Annotated in this window: 15 protein-coding genes; 3 read left to right on the top strand and 12 right to left on the bottom strand. The window is 66.3% G+C overall.

Annotated features, from left to right (window positions below; genetic code table 11):
* Complete coding sequence (locus ACZY08_RS22275; protein WP_463746787.1) at positions 1–1476, bottom strand: sugar porter family MFS transporter; 1476 nt, start codon at positions 1474–1476, stop codon at positions 1–3.
* Between the two features lie 100 nt (positions 1477–1576).
* Complete coding sequence (locus tag ACZY08_RS22270; RefSeq protein WP_463746786.1) at positions 1577–2260, bottom strand: HAD family hydrolase; 684 nt, start codon at positions 2258–2260, stop codon at positions 1577–1579.
* 45 nt (positions 2261–2305) lie between these two features.
* Here ACZY08_RS22270 and ACZY08_RS22265 point away from each other — a divergent pair, with 45 nt between their 5' ends.
* Positions 2306–3103 (top strand): SDR family oxidoreductase, encoded by a 798-nt coding sequence (locus ACZY08_RS22265; RefSeq protein ID WP_463746785.1) that lies wholly within the window; start codon positions 2306–2308, stop codon positions 3101–3103.
* A gap of 56 nt (positions 3104–3159) precedes the next feature.
* On the opposite strand, the gene metH is transcribed toward ACZY08_RS22265, so the two are convergent.
* A complete protein-coding gene (gene metH / locus ACZY08_RS22260) occupies positions 3160–6900 on the bottom strand; it encodes a methionine synthase (RefSeq protein ID WP_463746784.1) in 3741 nt (1246 codons plus the stop codon).
* Positions 6901–7009: 109 nt separating this feature from the next.
* Positions 7010–7162, bottom strand: a complete 153-nt coding sequence (locus ACZY08_RS22255) for a hypothetical protein (RefSeq protein WP_463746783.1) — start codon at positions 7160–7162, stop codon at positions 7010–7012.
* 101 nt (positions 7163–7263) lie between these two features.
* Here ACZY08_RS22255 and ACZY08_RS22250 point away from each other — a divergent pair, with 101 nt between their 5' ends.
* A complete protein-coding gene (locus tag ACZY08_RS22250) occupies positions 7264–8142 on the top strand; it encodes a PAC2 family protein (RefSeq protein ID WP_463746782.1) in 879 nt (292 codons plus the stop codon).
* A 52-nt stretch (positions 8143–8194) separates the two neighbouring features.
* Here the strand turns inward: ACZY08_RS22250 and ACZY08_RS22245 are convergent, their stop codons facing one another.
* The 3 genes from ACZY08_RS22245 to ACZY08_RS22235 form a co-directional block, all read right to left on the bottom strand.
* On the bottom strand, positions 8195–9073 hold the full coding sequence (locus ACZY08_RS22245) for an SDR family oxidoreductase (RefSeq protein ID WP_463746781.1): 879 nt from the start codon (positions 9071–9073) through the stop codon (positions 8195–8197).
* Between the two features lie 38 nt (positions 9074–9111).
* Positions 9112–10350, bottom strand: coding sequence for a cysteine--1-D-myo-inosityl 2-amino-2-deoxy-alpha-D-glucopyranoside ligase (mshC, locus tag ACZY08_RS22240; protein WP_463746780.1), 1239 nt, complete (start codon positions 10348–10350; stop codon positions 9112–9114).
* Between the two features lie 116 nt (positions 10351–10466).
* Positions 10467–11228: a 3'(2'),5'-bisphosphate nucleotidase CysQ gene (locus ACZY08_RS22235; RefSeq protein WP_463746779.1), complete on the bottom strand. Its 762-nt coding sequence runs from the start codon at positions 11226–11228 to the stop codon at positions 10467–10469.
* 69 nt (positions 11229–11297) lie between these two features.
* Between ACZY08_RS22235 and ACZY08_RS22230 the strand changes: the two genes are divergently transcribed.
* A complete protein-coding gene (locus tag ACZY08_RS22230) occupies positions 11298–11705 on the top strand; it encodes a DUF2628 domain-containing protein (RefSeq protein WP_463746778.1) in 408 nt (135 codons plus the stop codon).
* A gap of 7 nt (positions 11706–11712) precedes the next feature.
* On the opposite strand, the gene ACZY08_RS22225 is transcribed toward ACZY08_RS22230, so the two are convergent.
* The 5 genes from ACZY08_RS22225 to ACZY08_RS22205 are packed head-to-tail and all read right to left on the bottom strand — an operon-like array spanning position 11713 to position 15064.
* On the bottom strand, positions 11713–12534 hold the full coding sequence (locus tag ACZY08_RS22225) for an SCO1664 family protein (protein ID WP_463746777.1): 822 nt from the start codon (positions 12532–12534) through the stop codon (positions 11713–11715).
* Complete coding sequence (locus ACZY08_RS22220) at positions 12518–13105, bottom strand: DUF3090 domain-containing protein (protein ID WP_463746776.1); 588 nt, start codon at positions 13103–13105, stop codon at positions 12518–12520. Before ACZY08_RS22220 ends, ACZY08_RS22225 begins: the two co-directional genes overlap by 17 nt.
* Positions 13106–13140: 35 nt before the next feature.
* A complete protein-coding gene (locus ACZY08_RS22215) occupies positions 13141–13812 on the bottom strand; it encodes a histidine phosphatase family protein (RefSeq protein ID WP_463746775.1) in 672 nt (223 codons plus the stop codon).
* 54 nt (positions 13813–13866) lie between these two features.
* On the bottom strand, positions 13867–14697 hold the full coding sequence (locus ACZY08_RS22210; RefSeq protein ID WP_463746922.1) for an undecaprenyl-diphosphate phosphatase: 831 nt from the start codon (positions 14695–14697) through the stop codon (positions 13867–13869).
* A 55-nt stretch (positions 14698–14752) separates the two neighbouring features.
* Positions 14753–15064: a hypothetical protein gene (locus ACZY08_RS22205; RefSeq protein WP_463746774.1), complete on the bottom strand. Its 312-nt coding sequence runs from the start codon at positions 15062–15064 to the stop codon at positions 14753–14755.
* Positions 15065–15147 lie beyond the last annotated feature (83 nt).

Genomic DNA, 15147 nt, shown 5'->3' with positions numbered 1-15147 from the left:
CTAGGCACTCAACGCGTTGGCGTGCATGTCCTCGAGATTCTTGCCCTTGGTCTCCTCGACCCAGCGCCATACGAACAGGAACGACAGGACCGCGCAGATGGCATAGAAGCCGTACGCCGCGCCCAGGAAGTTGCGCAGTTCCGGGAACGACACGGTGATCAACCAGTTCGCTGCCCACTGCCCAGCGGCGGCCAGGCCCAGGGCTGCCGCCCGGATGCGGTTGGGGAACATCTCACCGAGCAGTACCCACACCACCGGACCCCAGGACATGCCGAAGGCCACCACGAACAGATTGGCCGCGATCAGCGCGATCGGCCCGGTGATCCCACCGAGGAACGGTTGCTGCTCCATCAGACCGGTCGACTTGTTGAGCACCTCATGCGTCTGGGCGGTCCCGAAGAGCACGGCCATCGTGCCCAGTGTCACCGCCATTCCCACCGAACCGATCAACAGCAGCGGCTTGCGGCCGACCTTGTCGATCAACGCGATCGCGATCAACGTGGTCACGATGTTGGTCACCGAGGTGATGACGGTGATGACGAACGACGAGCTCTCGTCGAATCCGACGGCCTGCCACAAGACATTCGAGTAGTAGAAGATCACGTTGATGCCGACGAACTGCTGAAACACCGACAGCCCGAGGCCCACCCAGACGATGCCGTAGACACCGCCGGCCGGTTTGCGCAGATCGCGCCACGCCGCCGGTTTCTCCTGCTGGAGCGTGTCCTGGATCCGGCCGAGGGTGATCTCCAGGTTCTTCTCCCCGAGCAGGCGCGACAGCACCTTGCGGGCCTCGGGAATCCGGTGTGTGGCAACCAGATACCGCGGCGATTCGGGAATCGTGAAGGTCAGCATGCCGTACACGACGGCGGGAATCGTCATCAACAGGAACATCCACCGCCAAGCCTCCATGTTCAGCCACAGTTCCTTGGTGGCGTCCCCGGCGATGTGAGCCAGCAGCGCATCGATACTCAGGGCCAGGAAGATGCCCGAGACAATCGCCAGCTGTTGCAGAGATCCCAACCGGCCGCGGATGCCCGGAGGCGACGTTTCGGCGATGTACGCCGGGGCGATCACCGACGCGATGCCGACGCCGATGCCGCCGACGACGCGGAACAACACCACCACCCAGACGCTGGGAGCCAGCCCGGTGCCGATCGCGCTGACGAAAAACAGCACTGCGGCGATCTTCATCACCGCGATCCGGCCGATCCGGTCGGCTATCCGGCCCGCCGTCAGCGCACCTACGGCCGCACCGAGCAACGCCGAGGCCACCGCGAAGCCCAGGATCTTGTTATCGATGAGGAAATGCTTCTGGATGGCGTCCACCGCACCGTTGATGACTGCGCTGTCATAGCCGAACAACAACCCACCGAGCGCAGCCACCGAGGCGATACGCACGGCACTGCGTCCGGACGAGTAATAGTCGTCGCCGTGAACTGCAGGAGTGCCGTCACCTACCGGACCGTGTGACATACCGTGCCCCTCCGCACCATTTGCGTGACTGGTCACCATCACCTTGGCACAGCACACCCGCAGCCAGGGTCATATCCGGCAGCTGGATTCGAGGCGCGGGTCAGGCGCTGCGGACGTCCGTGTCCTCCGCCAGCTCGGCGTGGATCGTCCGCAGGGCGGAGACATCGAGCGCACCGAGGGTCTCGGCATGCCTGCGCCGCGCCCCCGCTGGGACCTCGACATCGTTGGGTACCACCAACACCGGGCAACCGGCGGCTTCGGCCGACGCCGTTCCGGTGACCGAATCCTCCACGGCCAGACAGTGCTCCACGGGCACCCCGAGCAGGTGAGCGGCCCGCAGGTAGGGATCCGGTGCGGGCTTGGCCCGGTCCACCTCGTCACCGCAGACGCTCACCGTGAAGTAATGGCTACCAATACTTTTCAGGGCCCGCTCGGTGAGTCCGCGACGGGTGTTGGTCACCAGCGCCATCGGAATCCCGGCGACTGTGAGGCCGTCGAGCAGCTCTTTGGCGCCGGGACGCCACGGCAGTCCCTGCTCGAACAGCTCACCGGTGTAGTCGTGCAGCCAGTCCGCCGATTCGGCCATTGCGGCAGGGTGGGGCTCCAGTCCCAGATCGTCGTAGACGATGCGCATCACGCTCTCGGCGGAGCCGCCGACGGTCGATTCCCTTACCTCCGCAGTCAACACTCCACCCATCCGCGCGTACAGCGCGTGCATGGCGATGTCCCACAGCTTTTCGGAGTCGACGAGCGTGCCGTCCATATCCCAGAGCACAGCACGCATGGCGACCATTCTCGCATTGTCGGACGGCGTCGATAGCGTGGGAGCATGACGGTATTGGTGACAGGAGCCACAGGAAACATCGGCAGACGCGTCGTGGATCAACTGATCACGTTGGGTGCCCACAACATCCGCGCATTGACCGCAAAGCCGGCGAAGGCGGCGCTGCCCGAATCTGTGACAGCAATCACCGGATACCTGGGGCGCCCGGAGACGCTACCGGCCGCGTTCGAAGGTGTCGAATGCGTGTATCTTGCCCCGTTCCCCGCGACCGTCGGCCCGACACTCGAGCTTATGGCGCAGGCAGGCGTGCAGTACGTGGTGGCGCTGTCCGGCGGGGCGCATTGGTCGGACCACGCCGACGCGATCTCTGCCTCCGGACTGGCGCACACCCAGCTCGGCCCCGGCGAGTTCTGCGAGAACTTCGCGATGTGGGGCCCGCAGGTCAAGACCGGCACAGTCCGCGATGTCAGTCCGGAGTACGTCCAGTCGCCGGTGTCGATGGATGACATCGCCCGGGTGGCCGCTCACCTGCTGGCGGCGCCGCGGGATGCCCACGTCGGCGCAATGTATGAACTGACCGGCCCAGTCGCGCTGTCTCGCGCCGACATCGCCCGCCAGATCGGCGCGGGCATCGGAATGCCCGTCGACATGCAGCGGTGCACCCGCGGCGAGGCGGAAGATCTGTTGCGCCCCGTCATGGGTGATGGTGCGTACTGGTATCTCGACCTCTTCGATGGCTACCTGGAGCCCCAGACCGCCAATGACAACGTGGCGCAGTTGACGGGCACTACGGCGGAATCGATCGCCCAGTGGGCAGCCCGCAACCGGAGCCTGTTCATTTAGCCACCCTGGTTGAGCCAGAACTGGAGCCTGTTCCGGCTCAACCGGTTTCGGCTCGGTCAGTCCTCCGGGTTGTAGGCGAGGTTGGAGCTGAGCCAGCGTTCGGCCTCCTGCAGGGTCCAGCCCTTGCGCTTCGCGTAGTCGGCGACCTGGTCCTGGGCCACCCGGCCGACGACGAAGTACTGCGACTGTGGGTGAGAGAAGTACCAGCCGCTGACGGCAGCGCCGGGCCACATCGCCATCGACTCCGTGAGCTCGATACCGGTCCGCGCCTTGACGTCCATCAACTCCCACAGCGTCGCCTTCTCGGTGTGCTCGGGGCAGGCCGGGTAGCCCGGGGCGGGGCGGATTCCGACGTACTTCTCGCCGATGAGTGCATCGTTGTCCAGCTGCTCGTCGGGCTGGTATCCCCAGAACTCCTTGCGAACTCGTTGGTGCATCCGTTCGGCGAACGCCTCGGCGAGCCGGTCGGCGATCGACTCCAGCAGGATGGCGCTGTAATCGTCGAGGGCTGCCTTGAACTCCATGATCTTGTCCTGGCTGCCGAGTCCGGCGGTGACGGCGAACGCGCCGATATAGTCCGGGACCCCGGTTTCTCTGGGCGCAATGTAGTCACCCAACGACCGGTTCGGGATGCCGGCTCGGTGCTCACCCTGCTGGCGCAGGTTGTGCAACGTGGTCAGCACCTCGGTACGGGTCTCGTCGGTGTACACCTCGACATCGTCGCCGACCGCGTTGGCCGGGAAGAACCCGATCACCCCGTTGGCCGTCAGCCACTTTTCCTTGATCAGGCTGTCGAGCATTTCCTGGGCATCGTCGTACAGCTTGCGGGCCGTCTCGCCGGTGGCCGGGTTGTTGAGGATGTCGGGGAAGCGGCCCTTCATCTCCCAGGCGTTGAAGAACGGCTGCCAGTCGATGTACTCCCGCAGTTCGGCGAGGTCATAGTCCTGGAATTCCCGAACTCGCGTCCCGATGGCGGGCACCGGCGGGGTGTAGCCGTCCCACTCGATCGGCGTCCGGTTGGCGCGGGCCTTCTCCAACGTCAGCATCGGCCGCTCGTTCTTCTGCGCGTGCCGTTCGCGAAGCGATGCGTAATCCTTCTCGGTGGCCTCCAGCAGGGCCGGACGCTGCTTGTCGTCGAGCAGCGCGGCGGCGACCGGCACCGAGCGGGAAGCGTCCTTGACCCAGACCACCGGACCGCTACGACGCGGCGAGATCTTCACGGCCGTGTGGGCGCGCGAGGTGGTCGCCCCACCGATCAGCAGCGGGATCTCCAGCCCCTGGCGTTCCATCTCGACGGCAAAGTTGACCATCTCGTCCAGGGACGGGGTGATCAGGCCGGACAGCCCGATGATGTCGGCATTGTGTTCGTGCGCCGCGTCCAGGATCTTCTGGGCGGGCACCATCACACCGAGATCGATCACGGTGTAGTTGTTGCACTGCAGCACGACCCCGACGATGTTCTTGCCGATGTCGTGGACGTCGCCCTTGACCGTCGCCATCACGATGGTGCCGTTGCTTCTGTCGGCATCGCCGGGCTGCTTCTCGGCCTCGATGTAGGGCAGCAGGTAGGCCACCGCCTTCTTCATGACCCGGGCCGACTTCACGACCTGGGGCAGGAACATCTTGCCTGCGCCGAAGAGGTCGCCGACGACGTTCATGCCGTCCATCAGCGGCCCCTCGATCACCTCGATCGGGCGGCCACCGGCGACGGCGATCTCGGCCCGCAGTTCCTCGGTGTCGGTCTCGACGTCGGCGTCGATGCCCTTGACCAGGGCATGGGTGATGCGTTCACGGACCGGGAGAGATCGCCACTCGGCTGCTGCCGGATCATCGGATTTCTCCGACTTATTGAACCGTTCGGCGATCTCCAGGAGCCTCTCGGCCGCGTCGGGGCGCCGGTTCAGGACGACGTCCTCGATCCGATCCCGCAGCTCGGGGTCGATCGAGTCGTAGGGCACCAGCGCGCCGGCGTTGACGATGCCCATGTCAAGGCCGGCCTTGATGGCGTGGAACAGGAACACCGCGTGGATCGCCTCGCGGACGGGGTTGTTGCCCCGGAACGAGAACGACACGTTCGAGATACCGCCGGAGATGTGCACCCCGGGAAGGTTCTCCTTGATCCAGGCGCAGGCCTCGATGAAGTCGATCCCGTACGTCGCGTGCTCCTCGATACCCGTCGCCAGTGCGAAGCAGTTCGGGTCGAAGATGATGTCCTCGGCCGGGAAGCCGACCTCTTCGGTCAGGATCCGGTAGGCGCGCCCGCAGATTTCCTTGCGGCGCTCCAGGTTGTCGGCCTGCCCTTGTTCGTCGAAGGCCATCACGACGACGGCGGCGCCGTACTTGCGGCACAGCCGTGCCTCACGGATGAACTTCTCCTCGCCCTCCTTCATGGAGATCGAGTTGACGATCGGCTTGCCCTGGACGTTCTTCAGGCCGGTTTCGATGACCTCCCACTTGGAGGAGTCGATCATCACCGGGACGCGGCTGATATCCGGCTCGGCCGCGATCAGCTTGGTGAACCGGTCCATCGCGGCGACGCCGTCGATCATGCCCTCGTCCATGTTGATGTCGATGACCTGCGCACCGACCTCGACCTGCTGTAGGGCGACCGACAGCGCGGTGTCGTAGTCCTCGGCCTTGATCAGGTTGCGGAACCGGGCGGATCCGGTGATGTTGGTGCGCTCACCGATGTTGACGAACAGGGAGTCCTTGGTGATGTTGAGCGGCTCCAGGCCGGCCAAACGTGTGGCGACCTCGATCTCGGGCACCTCACGCGGCGGCTTGCCCTCTACGACCTTGGCGATCTTCGCGATGTGCGCCGGCGTCGTTCCGCAGCACCCACCGGCCAGGTTGATCAGGCCGGCCTCGGCGAACTCGGCGATGTAGGAGGCCTGGCTCTCCGGGGACTCGTCGTACTCGGCGAAGGCGTTGGGCAGGCCGGCGTTCGGGTAGCAGGAGACGAAGGTGTCCGCGATGCGTGACATCTCGGCGATGTATGGCCTCATCTCGGGCGCGCCGAGTGCGCAGTTCAGCCCCACCGCAATCGGATTGGCGTGCCGGATCGAGTTCCAGAACGCCTCGGTGACCTGACCGGACAGCGTTCGCCCGGAAGCATCGGTGATGGTGCCCGAGATGATCACCGGCCAGCGGCGTCCACGGTCCTCGAACAGCGTCTCGAGGGCGAACACCGCGGCCTTGGCGTTCAGCGTGTCGAAGATCGTCTCGATGATGATGAGATCGGAACCGCCGTCGACCAGGCCGCCGGCAGCTTCGCGATAGGCGGCCACCAGCTGGTCGTAGGAGATGTTGCGGGCTCCGGGGTCGTTGACGTCCGGCGAGATGGACGCGGTCCGCGTCGTCGGGCCGAGTGCGCCTGCGACGTAGCGCGGCTTGTCCGGCGTGCTGAACTCGTCGCAGGCCTTACGGGCCAGAGCCGCGCCGGCGTAGTTCACCTCGTAGCTCAGGTCGGCCATGTCGTAGTCGGAGAGCGAGACCGCGGTCGCGTTGAACGTGTTGGTCTCCAGGATGTCGGCGTCCGCCTCCAGGTACTCGCGATGGATCGCCTCGATGATGTGCGGCTGCGTCAGGTTCAGCAGATCGTTGTTGCCCTGAAGATCGCTCGGCCAGTCCTTGAACCGCTCGCCGCGGTAACCGGCCTCGTCCGGCCGGTCCCGCTGGATCGCCGTCCCCATCGCGCCGTCGATCACCATGATCCGCTGGCGCAGAGCTGCCGTCAGTGCGTCGGTGCAGTCCGGGCGGATGTTCGGCTCAAAGGTGTTCGATGGGGCGGCGTTCACGTGCACTCCTTCCGTAACGGAAGGCGTCCTTGACTCTGCCGAGCGTGGCGGATACCAAATGGACCCAAGGCCCCCGGTAACCGTTGCAACGCCTCTCGACCAGAAGAGTCTACGTCGTCACCCGATCGACGTATGGACGCCCAACTCGTCGCTGCGATCGACTCGACACGCTGGCCGACGCGTGCCCTTCGCCCACTACCACGCGCTGCGACACGGTGTCGAGCAGCTCGGTGTCGTAGGCCTTCTTGTCAGAGGCAGCCACATAAACAGGGTAGTCGGTCTATCAAATGCCGCTGTTCGGTGCCGTGGCGACCCGCGCGCACAACGGGCTCATCGGCACCGTCCAAGGCTTAGGCTGAAGGTGTGACACCGTCGTATCCGAACGCCGGCCGGCCGATGAACCTGCCCGAATTGAAGGACGCCACCATCGTGGTTGCCTTCGAGGGCTGGAATGATGCCGGCGACGCGGCCAGTGACGCGCTGGACCACCTGGATGCGATCTGGGAAGCCCAACCGATCGTCGAGATCGACGACGAGTCGTACTACGACTATCAGGTGAACCGTCCGGTGATCCGCCAGGTCGACGGCGTCACGCGGGAACTCGAATGGCCGTCGATGCGGATCTCGTACTGTCGTCCCCCGGGCAGCAACCGCGACGTCGTGTTGATGCACGGCGTCGAACCCAACATGCGCTGGCGCACCTTCTGCGCCGAGTTGCTGGCCATCGCGGACAAACTCAACGTGCAGACCGTGGTGATCCTCGGCGCCCTACTCGCCGACACCCCACACACGCGGCCTGTGCCCGTGTCGGGCTCGGCGTATTCGGCCGATTCGGCGAAGCTTTTCGGGCTGGAAGAGACTCGCTACGAAGGTCCGACAGGGATTGCCGGGGTGTTCCAGGACGCGTGCGTGCAGGCCGGCATCCCGGCCGTAACCTTCTGGGCCGCGGTTCCGCACTACGTGTCGCAGCCACCCAGCCCCAAGGCCACGGTGGCCCTGCTACGCCGAGTCGAGGATGTGCTGGACGTCGAGGTGCCGTTGGCCGACCTGCCGGCGGCAGCCGAGGAGTGGGAGCAGGCCGTCACCGAGATGACGGCCGAGGACGAGGAGATCGCCGAGTACGTCGCCTCCCTCGAACAGCGCGGCGACGCCGAGGTCGACATGCACGAGGCGCTCGGCAAGATCGACGGCGACGCGCTGGCCGCGGAGTTCGAGCGCTACCTGCGGCGTCGCGGCCGCTGAGCGGCCTGTCCAGCTGGCGCCGCTGAGCGGCCTGTCCAGCTGGTGCCGCTGACTACTTCTCTTCCAGGGCCTCGATGCGGGCGCTGGTCGAGCGGCCGAGTGCGGCGGCCTCGGCGTCGAGTTTCGGCAACAGTGCCGGAGTGAACTTGCGGATGTCGCGTTCGGCCAGCGGCGTGGTGACGAACGGCCGGATCCACCGGAACACCCCGACCCATTCCGGGCTGTAGATGCGCTTCTTGCGTCCCTCGATGCCCTTGACGAAGGCCGCACCGCAGGCATCGACGGTGGTGGTCCGGTTCAGCGGCGGGGGCAGCTTGGACAGCATTTCCTGGAAGGCCGACAAGTCCGACTTGGCATCCTGCACCAGCGGAGTGTCGATCCAGCTCATGTGCGCCGAGCCGACGTCGACGCCGCGATGGGCCACCTCGAGGCGCAGCGTGTTGGCGAAGTACTCGGCACCGGCTTTGGAGGCGTGATAGGCGGCCAGCCCAGGTGCCGAGGTGAACGCGGCGAGCGAGGACACCACCAGCACGTACCCGCGGCGCTCGATGACGGATGGGAGGGCGGCCCGCACGGTGTTGAACACACCCGTCACGTTGATGTCGATGACCCGCTTGAACGCCTCGGGGTCCACCTGCATGACCGAACCGAAGCTGGCGATGCCGGCGTTGGCCATCACGATGTCGATGCCGCCGAACCGCTCGACGGCGGCATCAGCGGCCTTCTGCATGGCGGCCAGATCGCGCACGTCGGCCAGTGCCGTCAGTACGTGCTCCGCACCGAGTTCAGCAGCCAGCGCGCTCAACGGCGCCTCATCGAGGTCGGTGAGCACCAGCTTGGCGCCCCGGCGCCGCAGCCGGCGGGCCACCTCGGCACCGATCCCGCGCGCACCGCCGGTGATGAAGACGACTTTCCCGTTCACTGAACCCATTGCCGCAACGTACCGCACCGGGGCGCGCGCGACGAGGCCTAGAGTTCGACGCCGAGCAGCGCATCCACGGTAGCGGCAACCTGCTGTGGCGAAGCGGTGTCGTGGCCGCCGTAGGCCAGCGCATCGGTACACCAACCATCCAGTGCGGCAAGAGCTTTCGGGGTGTTCAGATCGTCGGCGAGGTACTGACGCACCCGGGCCACCACGTCGGTCGCATCAGGACCGGCGGGCAGGGCCGTGGCGGCGCGCCACTGGTTCAGCCGGGCGTTGGCCGCCTCCAGTACCGCGTCGCTCCAGAACCTGTCACTGCGGTAATGCTCGGCGAACAGGCCGAGCCTGATGGCCGACGGATCGACGCCCTGCGTACGCAACCGGGACACCAGCACCAGGTTGCCGCGGCTCTTGCTCATCTTGTGCCCGTCCCAGCCGATCATGCCGGCGTGCACGTAGTGGCGAGCGAATCTCCGCTCCCCCGTGACTGATTCGGCATGTGCGGCGGAGAACTCGTGGTGCGGGAAGATCAGATCGCTGCCGCCACCCTGGATGTCCAATTCCGAGCCGATGCGGGTGAGCGCGATCGCCGAGCACTCCACGTGCCAGCCCGGCCGGCCCGCTCCGAACGGTGACGGCCAGCTGGGCTCACCGGGCCGTTCGGCGCGCCACAGCAGGGCATCCAACTCGTCGCTCTTGCCCGCGCGATCGGGATCGCCGCCCCGCTCGCCGAAGAGCCGCAGCATGGTCTCGCGGTCATAGCCCGACTCGTAGCCGAACTGCGCGGTGGCATCGGCGCGGTAGTACACATCGGGGTACCGGGCGTCGTCGACGACGTAGGCCGCACCCGAGGCCAGCATCTTCTCCACCAACTCGACCACCTCGGAGATGGTCTCGGTGGCGGCCACATAGTCGTGCGGGGGCAGCACCCGCAGGGCCGTCATGTCCTCGCGGAAGAGCTGGGTTTCACGGTCACCGAGGTCGCGCCAGTCGATGCCGTCGCGGTCGGCCCGCTCGAACAGCGGATCATCCACATCGGTCACGTTCTGCACGTAGTGCACGGTGTGCCCGGCATCCAGCCACAGCCGGTGCACCAGATCGAAGGTCAGGTAGGTGGCGGCGTGGCCCAGATGGGTGGCGTCGTACGGGGTGATGCCACACACGTACATGGTGGCCGTCGGCCCCGGGGTGACCGGCCGTACCTGCCGGTCGGCACTGTCGTACAGCCGCAGTTGCGGACCATGCCCTTCCAGCACCGGAATTGACGGTGCCGACCACGATTGCATGGCTTCGACTCTAAGGTGCTCGCTCAGGACGGCCTCCCGCCGGTCGGTCCCGCATAGTTCTCCCAAGTCAGACAATGCCGCCGACGATTCCATTCCCGGATCGCAGCGGAGATGGCTCATCGGGCCACGCCGATCGCCTCCAACAGGATCGGTGCCAGCTCTTTACGGCACATCAGGAAATCCGGCAAGTACGGGTCAGCCCTGTTGTAGCGCAGCTCCGAGCCGTCGAGGCGGGACGCGTGGAGGCCCGCGGCCAGCACCACACCCGCAGGTGCGGCCGAATCCCATTCCCACTGTCCGCCGGCGTGGATGTAGGCATCGACGTCACCGCGCACCACGGCCATCGCCTTGGCGCCGGCCGAGCCGATGCGCACCATCCGGAAATCGAGCTGCTCGCGCATCCGCCACAGCACCGCGGGGGGTCGATTCGAACTCGCGGTGATCAACAGCGGACCGTCGCGGCGCGGTGGGGGCGGGCTCACGGTATCGCTGCGGTACACCTCACCGCGGGCGGGCAGACCCACCACGGCATCCGACAGACCGCCGTCGACGCCGACCGAGCGCTGCCACAGGGCGATGTGTACGGCCCAGTCCTCTCGCCCGGGCAGCGAGAACTCATGCGTGCCGTCGACGGGATCGACGATCCACACCCGGTCGGCGTCGACGCGGGCCAGGTCGTCGACCGCCTCCTCGCTGAGCACGGAATCGCCGGGACGAGCCTTCGCCAGCCGGTCCAGGATCAGCGCGTTGGACCGCCGGTCCCCCTCGTCGCCGAGGTAGTAGGGGTCGTAGTAACCGACCTCCTCGCGTACGGCCAGCAACAGCTCGCCGGCCTCCTTGGCCACTGCGGCAGCCAGGTCGGCGTCGGTCGAGTGCACCCGACAAGTATCGGTGGCGCTTCGCATTGGCGTACTGGCGGGGCCCGTTGTGCCATTAAGGTCAGCTGCATGACCGAGCAGACCCCAGTCGACAACCTGTCCGACTCGTGGCGCTGGAAGTTCGATTTCTTCGGAACCTACGGGCTGCCGAGCGCAAGCCCCGAGGCCAAGGCCGCGTACCGCAATCTCAGCTTCATGGCCAAGCTGCGGCTCACGTCGAACATCCTGGCGTTCCTGTTCGGACCGATCTACTTCTTCGTCAAAGGCATGTGGCGCAAGGGATTGGCGCTGCTGGCGTTGACGATCGCGGTGGCGGCGGTGCTGGTGGTGCTCGACGTCAGCGACTCGATCGGCCGGGCCGTCGGCTTCGGTGTCGGGGCACTGGCGATGTCCACCGCCAACTACGCCTACTACCTGCACATCGTCCGCGGCAGCCAGTCCTGGAATCCGTTCGAGGGGTTCGGGCGCGCCCGCTAGGGCCCGGTTAGAAGGCCGGCCACGGGATCGGCCGGTGCCGATCGGGTGTCGGCATCACCGGATTGTTCAGTAGGCCAACAATTCTGGACCGCAGCGCGGCGATCTCCGTGTCGGTGATGTGTGCGCACAACTGCTCTGCCAGGTCACTGAACGCGTCACGCAGCGTGGTGACGTCGGCCAGAGTTTCGTCGTCGACGGGCTTGCCGGCCCAGCCCCACAGCACGGTCCGCAGCTTGTCCTCGACGTGCAGGCTCACCCCGTGGTCCACGCCGTACACGCCGCCGTCGAGCCCGGCCAGGATGTGACCGCCCTTGCGGTCGGCGTTGTTGATGAGCACGTCGAACACCGCCATCCGGAACAGTCGGGGATCGTCGGCATGCACCAGCGTCACCTCGTCGCCGGCGTAGTCGTAGGCCTGCAGGATCGGCAGGAAACCCGGCGGGAGGTGTCCGGCCGGCAGCAGGTCCACCAGATCGGGGCCCGAATCCGGCTCGTCCCCCACCTGATCGCCGGGCTGGTCTACCCACAGCTGCAGCATTCCCGGACCGGCCGGGCCGTCACGAATAATGGTGTGGGGCACGATGTTCCACCCCAAGGCGGCCGAAACCAGGTAGGCGCCGAGCTCGCGGCCGGCAAGCGTGCCGTCGGGAAAATCCCACAGCGGCGCCTCGCCCCGGATCGGCTTGTATACGCAGTGCACCTGCCGCGCACCCAGGTTGGCCTCACACAGGAAGGTGGCGTTGCTGGCCGACCGGATGCGGCCGATCACCGTCAACTCGCCGTCGGCGAGGACCGCGCCGTCAGGATCGATGCTAGGTTTCTGCGTCATCTTCGGATCCGGCCACCTCACCGCGCCGATAACCGTTGGTGCGCACGCAGATGTGGCCATCGGGATCCAGCGGTTCCTCGCACAACGGACAGGGCGGGCGTCCGGCCGAGATCACCCGGTTGGATCGGGTGGCGAACTCCCGGGCCGATTCCGGGGAGAGAAACACCCGCACGGCGTCGGGGCCGTCCTCGGCGTCGTCCAGCACGACCGAGGCGTCGAACTCGCCCTCGGAGACCGCCAGCAGTTCCACCACGACGGTCTGCGCTTCCGAATCCCAGCCCAGCCCCATCGTCCCCACTCGAAACTCGGCATCGACCGGGGTGACCAGCGGCAGCAGGTCACTGACTTCACCGGTGTCCGGCGGGATCGGCGTGCCGAAGCGGCGATTGATCTCGGTCAACAGGGCGGCGATACGCTCGGCCAGCACCGCGACCTGCTGCTTCTCCAGGATCACCGAGATCACTCGTTTGTCGTGGACAGCCTGCAGGTAAAAAGTGCGGTTGCCGGGTTGGCCGACCGTCCCGGCCACAAAACGGTCGGGAGTACGGAAGACGTGAATTGCGCGGGACATGGCACCTTCCAAAATACCGGTAGCGGTACCGCGGGTCAGTTGGTGGACCCACCGACCACGGCGTCGGTCGCGGGTTTGGCGGCCAGTCCGGCGCTCAATTGCGTACCGGTGTGGTTGATGTGCATGACGAATGGGCGCAGTTCGGTGTAGCGGATCACGCTCATCGATGCCGGGTCGGCGGTGATGCGCTGGAACCCGTCCAGGTGCACACCCAACGCGTCGGCGAGCACCGCCTTGATCACGTCGCCGTGCGTGCAGGCCAGCCACAACACATCGGCGTTGTGCTCTTCGGCCAACGCGCGGTCGCGTTCCCGCACGGCAGCGACCGCCCGGGCCTGAACCTGGGCCAGGCCCTCGCCCTCAGGAAACACCGCCGCACTGGGCTGCTGCTGGACCACCGACCACAGGGGTTCCTTCACCAGTTCACCGATGGCGCGCCCGGTCCAGCTGCCGTAATCCACCTCGGTGAGCCGCTCATCGACGATCGGCTGTAAAGCCAGCGCCTCGGCCAGCGGCGCCACCGTGCGGGCGCAACGCAACAGCGGCGAGTGCACGATCGCGGTCACCGGTAACTCCCCGACACGCGCCACCAGGCCGCTGGCCTGTTCGGCACCGCGCTCGTCGAGGTCGACGCCCTCGCTCCGGCCCGCCAGGGTGTGTGCGGTGTTCGAGGTCGAGCGGCCGTGCCTCAGCAGGATCACGGTCATTTGGGCTCCTCGCGCCGGCAGTCGTCGGTCATAGGTCAGCTTTCACTGTCGGGATCATTGCGCGGCAACCACCCCGGTAGCCAGCAGGGCCAGTACCACTGCGCCCAGCACCACTCGATAGCCGACAAACCAGTACATGCTGTGCGACACCAGGAATTTCAGGAACCAGGCGATCGCCGCGAGGCCGACGATGAACGCGATCACCGTGGCCACCAGCAGCTGGACCCCCGTGGCGCTCATCCCCTCCCCGACCGGATGAAACGCATCGGGCAGGGAGAAGATGCCGGAGGCGAAGACCGCCGGAATCGCCAGCAGGAAACCGAACCGGGCGGCCAGCTCGCGTTCCATCCCGAGGAACAGGCCGGCGCTGATGGTCGCACCGGAACGCGACACCCCCGGCACCAGTGCCAGACACTGGGCCAGGCCGACCACGATGCCGTCGCGCCAGGTCAGCTGCTCAACCCGGCGGACCTGCCTGCCGTAGTACTCGGCCGCGGCGATCACCGCCGAGAACACGATCAGCGCCGTGGCCACCAGCCACAGATTGCGGGCGCCGGTGCGGATTTCGTCCTTGAACAGCAGGCCGAACACCCCGATCGGAATGCTGCCGATGATCACCCACCAGCCCAGCCAGTAGTCGGGGGACCGGTGTGCGGCATTGAACAGCCCGGAAAACCAGGCCTTGATGATCCGTCCGATGTCGCGCGCGAAGTACACCAGCACCGCAAGCTCGGTGCCCAGCTGGGTGACTGCTGTGAACGAGGCGCCTGCGTCGTCGTCGAAGAACACCCGGGAGGTGATCGCGAGGTGCCCCGAGGACGAGACCGGCAGAAACTCGGTGAGCCCCTGGACAATCGACAACACAACCACTTGCAGCCAGGACATGGCACCGACGTCAGTCACGACGACGACCGTACCGTGAGACGGGCAGTGAGATGCGTCAGCGAGCGGCGCGCGAAACCGGCTGCGCGCCGGCGACCGCGTCCCGGACGGTTGCCGACAGGGTGCGCTCATCAGACAGGTCGATATCGGTCAGTTTGCGGGTGGCCATGGCCACCACGTCGTCCTCGACCGGAACCGGTCCGGACAGCCGCGGACGGTAGACCTCGATCACGAGTTGCTGACGTTCGATGTGGAAAGAAAAACTCCGGCCATCGCCAACTTGGCCAAACCCACTGGCGTGTACACCAGTGGAAATATCCTCCATAGCAAACTCTCGGTTACCCAGTTCCCGGTCTGCGGCGAGGGTCATGATCGAACCATACCTCTACTTATGCCGCGATGGTTGCAGACGCCACCATTTCCGATCGAGAGCCATGCCTAGACTGGATTCCT

Source organism: Mycobacterium sp. IDUB_9, assembly GCF_055419505.1.
The sequence above is the reverse complement of the archived record's forward strand: the minus strand, read 5'-3'. Positions and strand labels throughout refer to the sequence as shown.

Coding starts and splice junctions, on each gene's coding strand:
- ACZY08_RS22275 (WP_463746787.1), bottom strand. CDS start 1,476: ATGTCACACGGTCCGGTAGGTGACGGCACTCCTGCAGTTCACGGCGAC.
- ACZY08_RS22270 (WP_463746786.1), bottom strand. CDS start 2,260: ATGCGTGCTGTGCTCTGGGATATGGACGGCACGCTCGTCGACTCCGAA.
- ACZY08_RS22265 (WP_463746785.1), top strand. CDS start 2,306: ATGACGGTATTGGTGACAGGAGCCACAGGAAACATCGGCAGACGCGTC.
- ACZY08_RS22245 (WP_463746781.1), bottom strand. CDS start 9,073: ATGGGTTCAGTGAACGGGAAAGTCGTCTTCATCACCGGCGGTGCGCGC.
- mshC (WP_463746780.1), bottom strand. CDS start 10,350: ATGCAATCGTGGTCGGCACCGTCAATTCCGGTGCTGGAAGGGCATGGT.
- ACZY08_RS22230 (WP_463746778.1), top strand. CDS start 11,298: ATGACCGAGCAGACCCCAGTCGACAACCTGTCCGACTCGTGGCGCTGG.
- ACZY08_RS22225 (WP_463746777.1), bottom strand. CDS start 12,534: ATGACGCAGAAACCTAGCATCGATCCTGACGGCGCGGTCCTCGCCGAC.
- ACZY08_RS22220 (WP_463746776.1), bottom strand. CDS start 13,105: ATGTCCCGCGCAATTCACGTCTTCCGTACTCCCGACCGTTTTGTGGCC.
- ACZY08_RS22215 (WP_463746775.1), bottom strand. CDS start 13,812: ATGACCGTGATCCTGCTGAGGCACGGCCGCTCGACCTCGAACACCGCA.
- ACZY08_RS22210 (WP_463746922.1), bottom strand. CDS start 14,697: ATGTCCTGGCTGCAAGTGGTTGTGTTGTCGATTGTCCAGGGGCTCACC.
- ACZY08_RS22205 (WP_463746774.1), bottom strand. CDS start 15,064: ATGACCCTCGCCGCAGACCGGGAACTGGGTAACCGAGAGTTTGCTATG.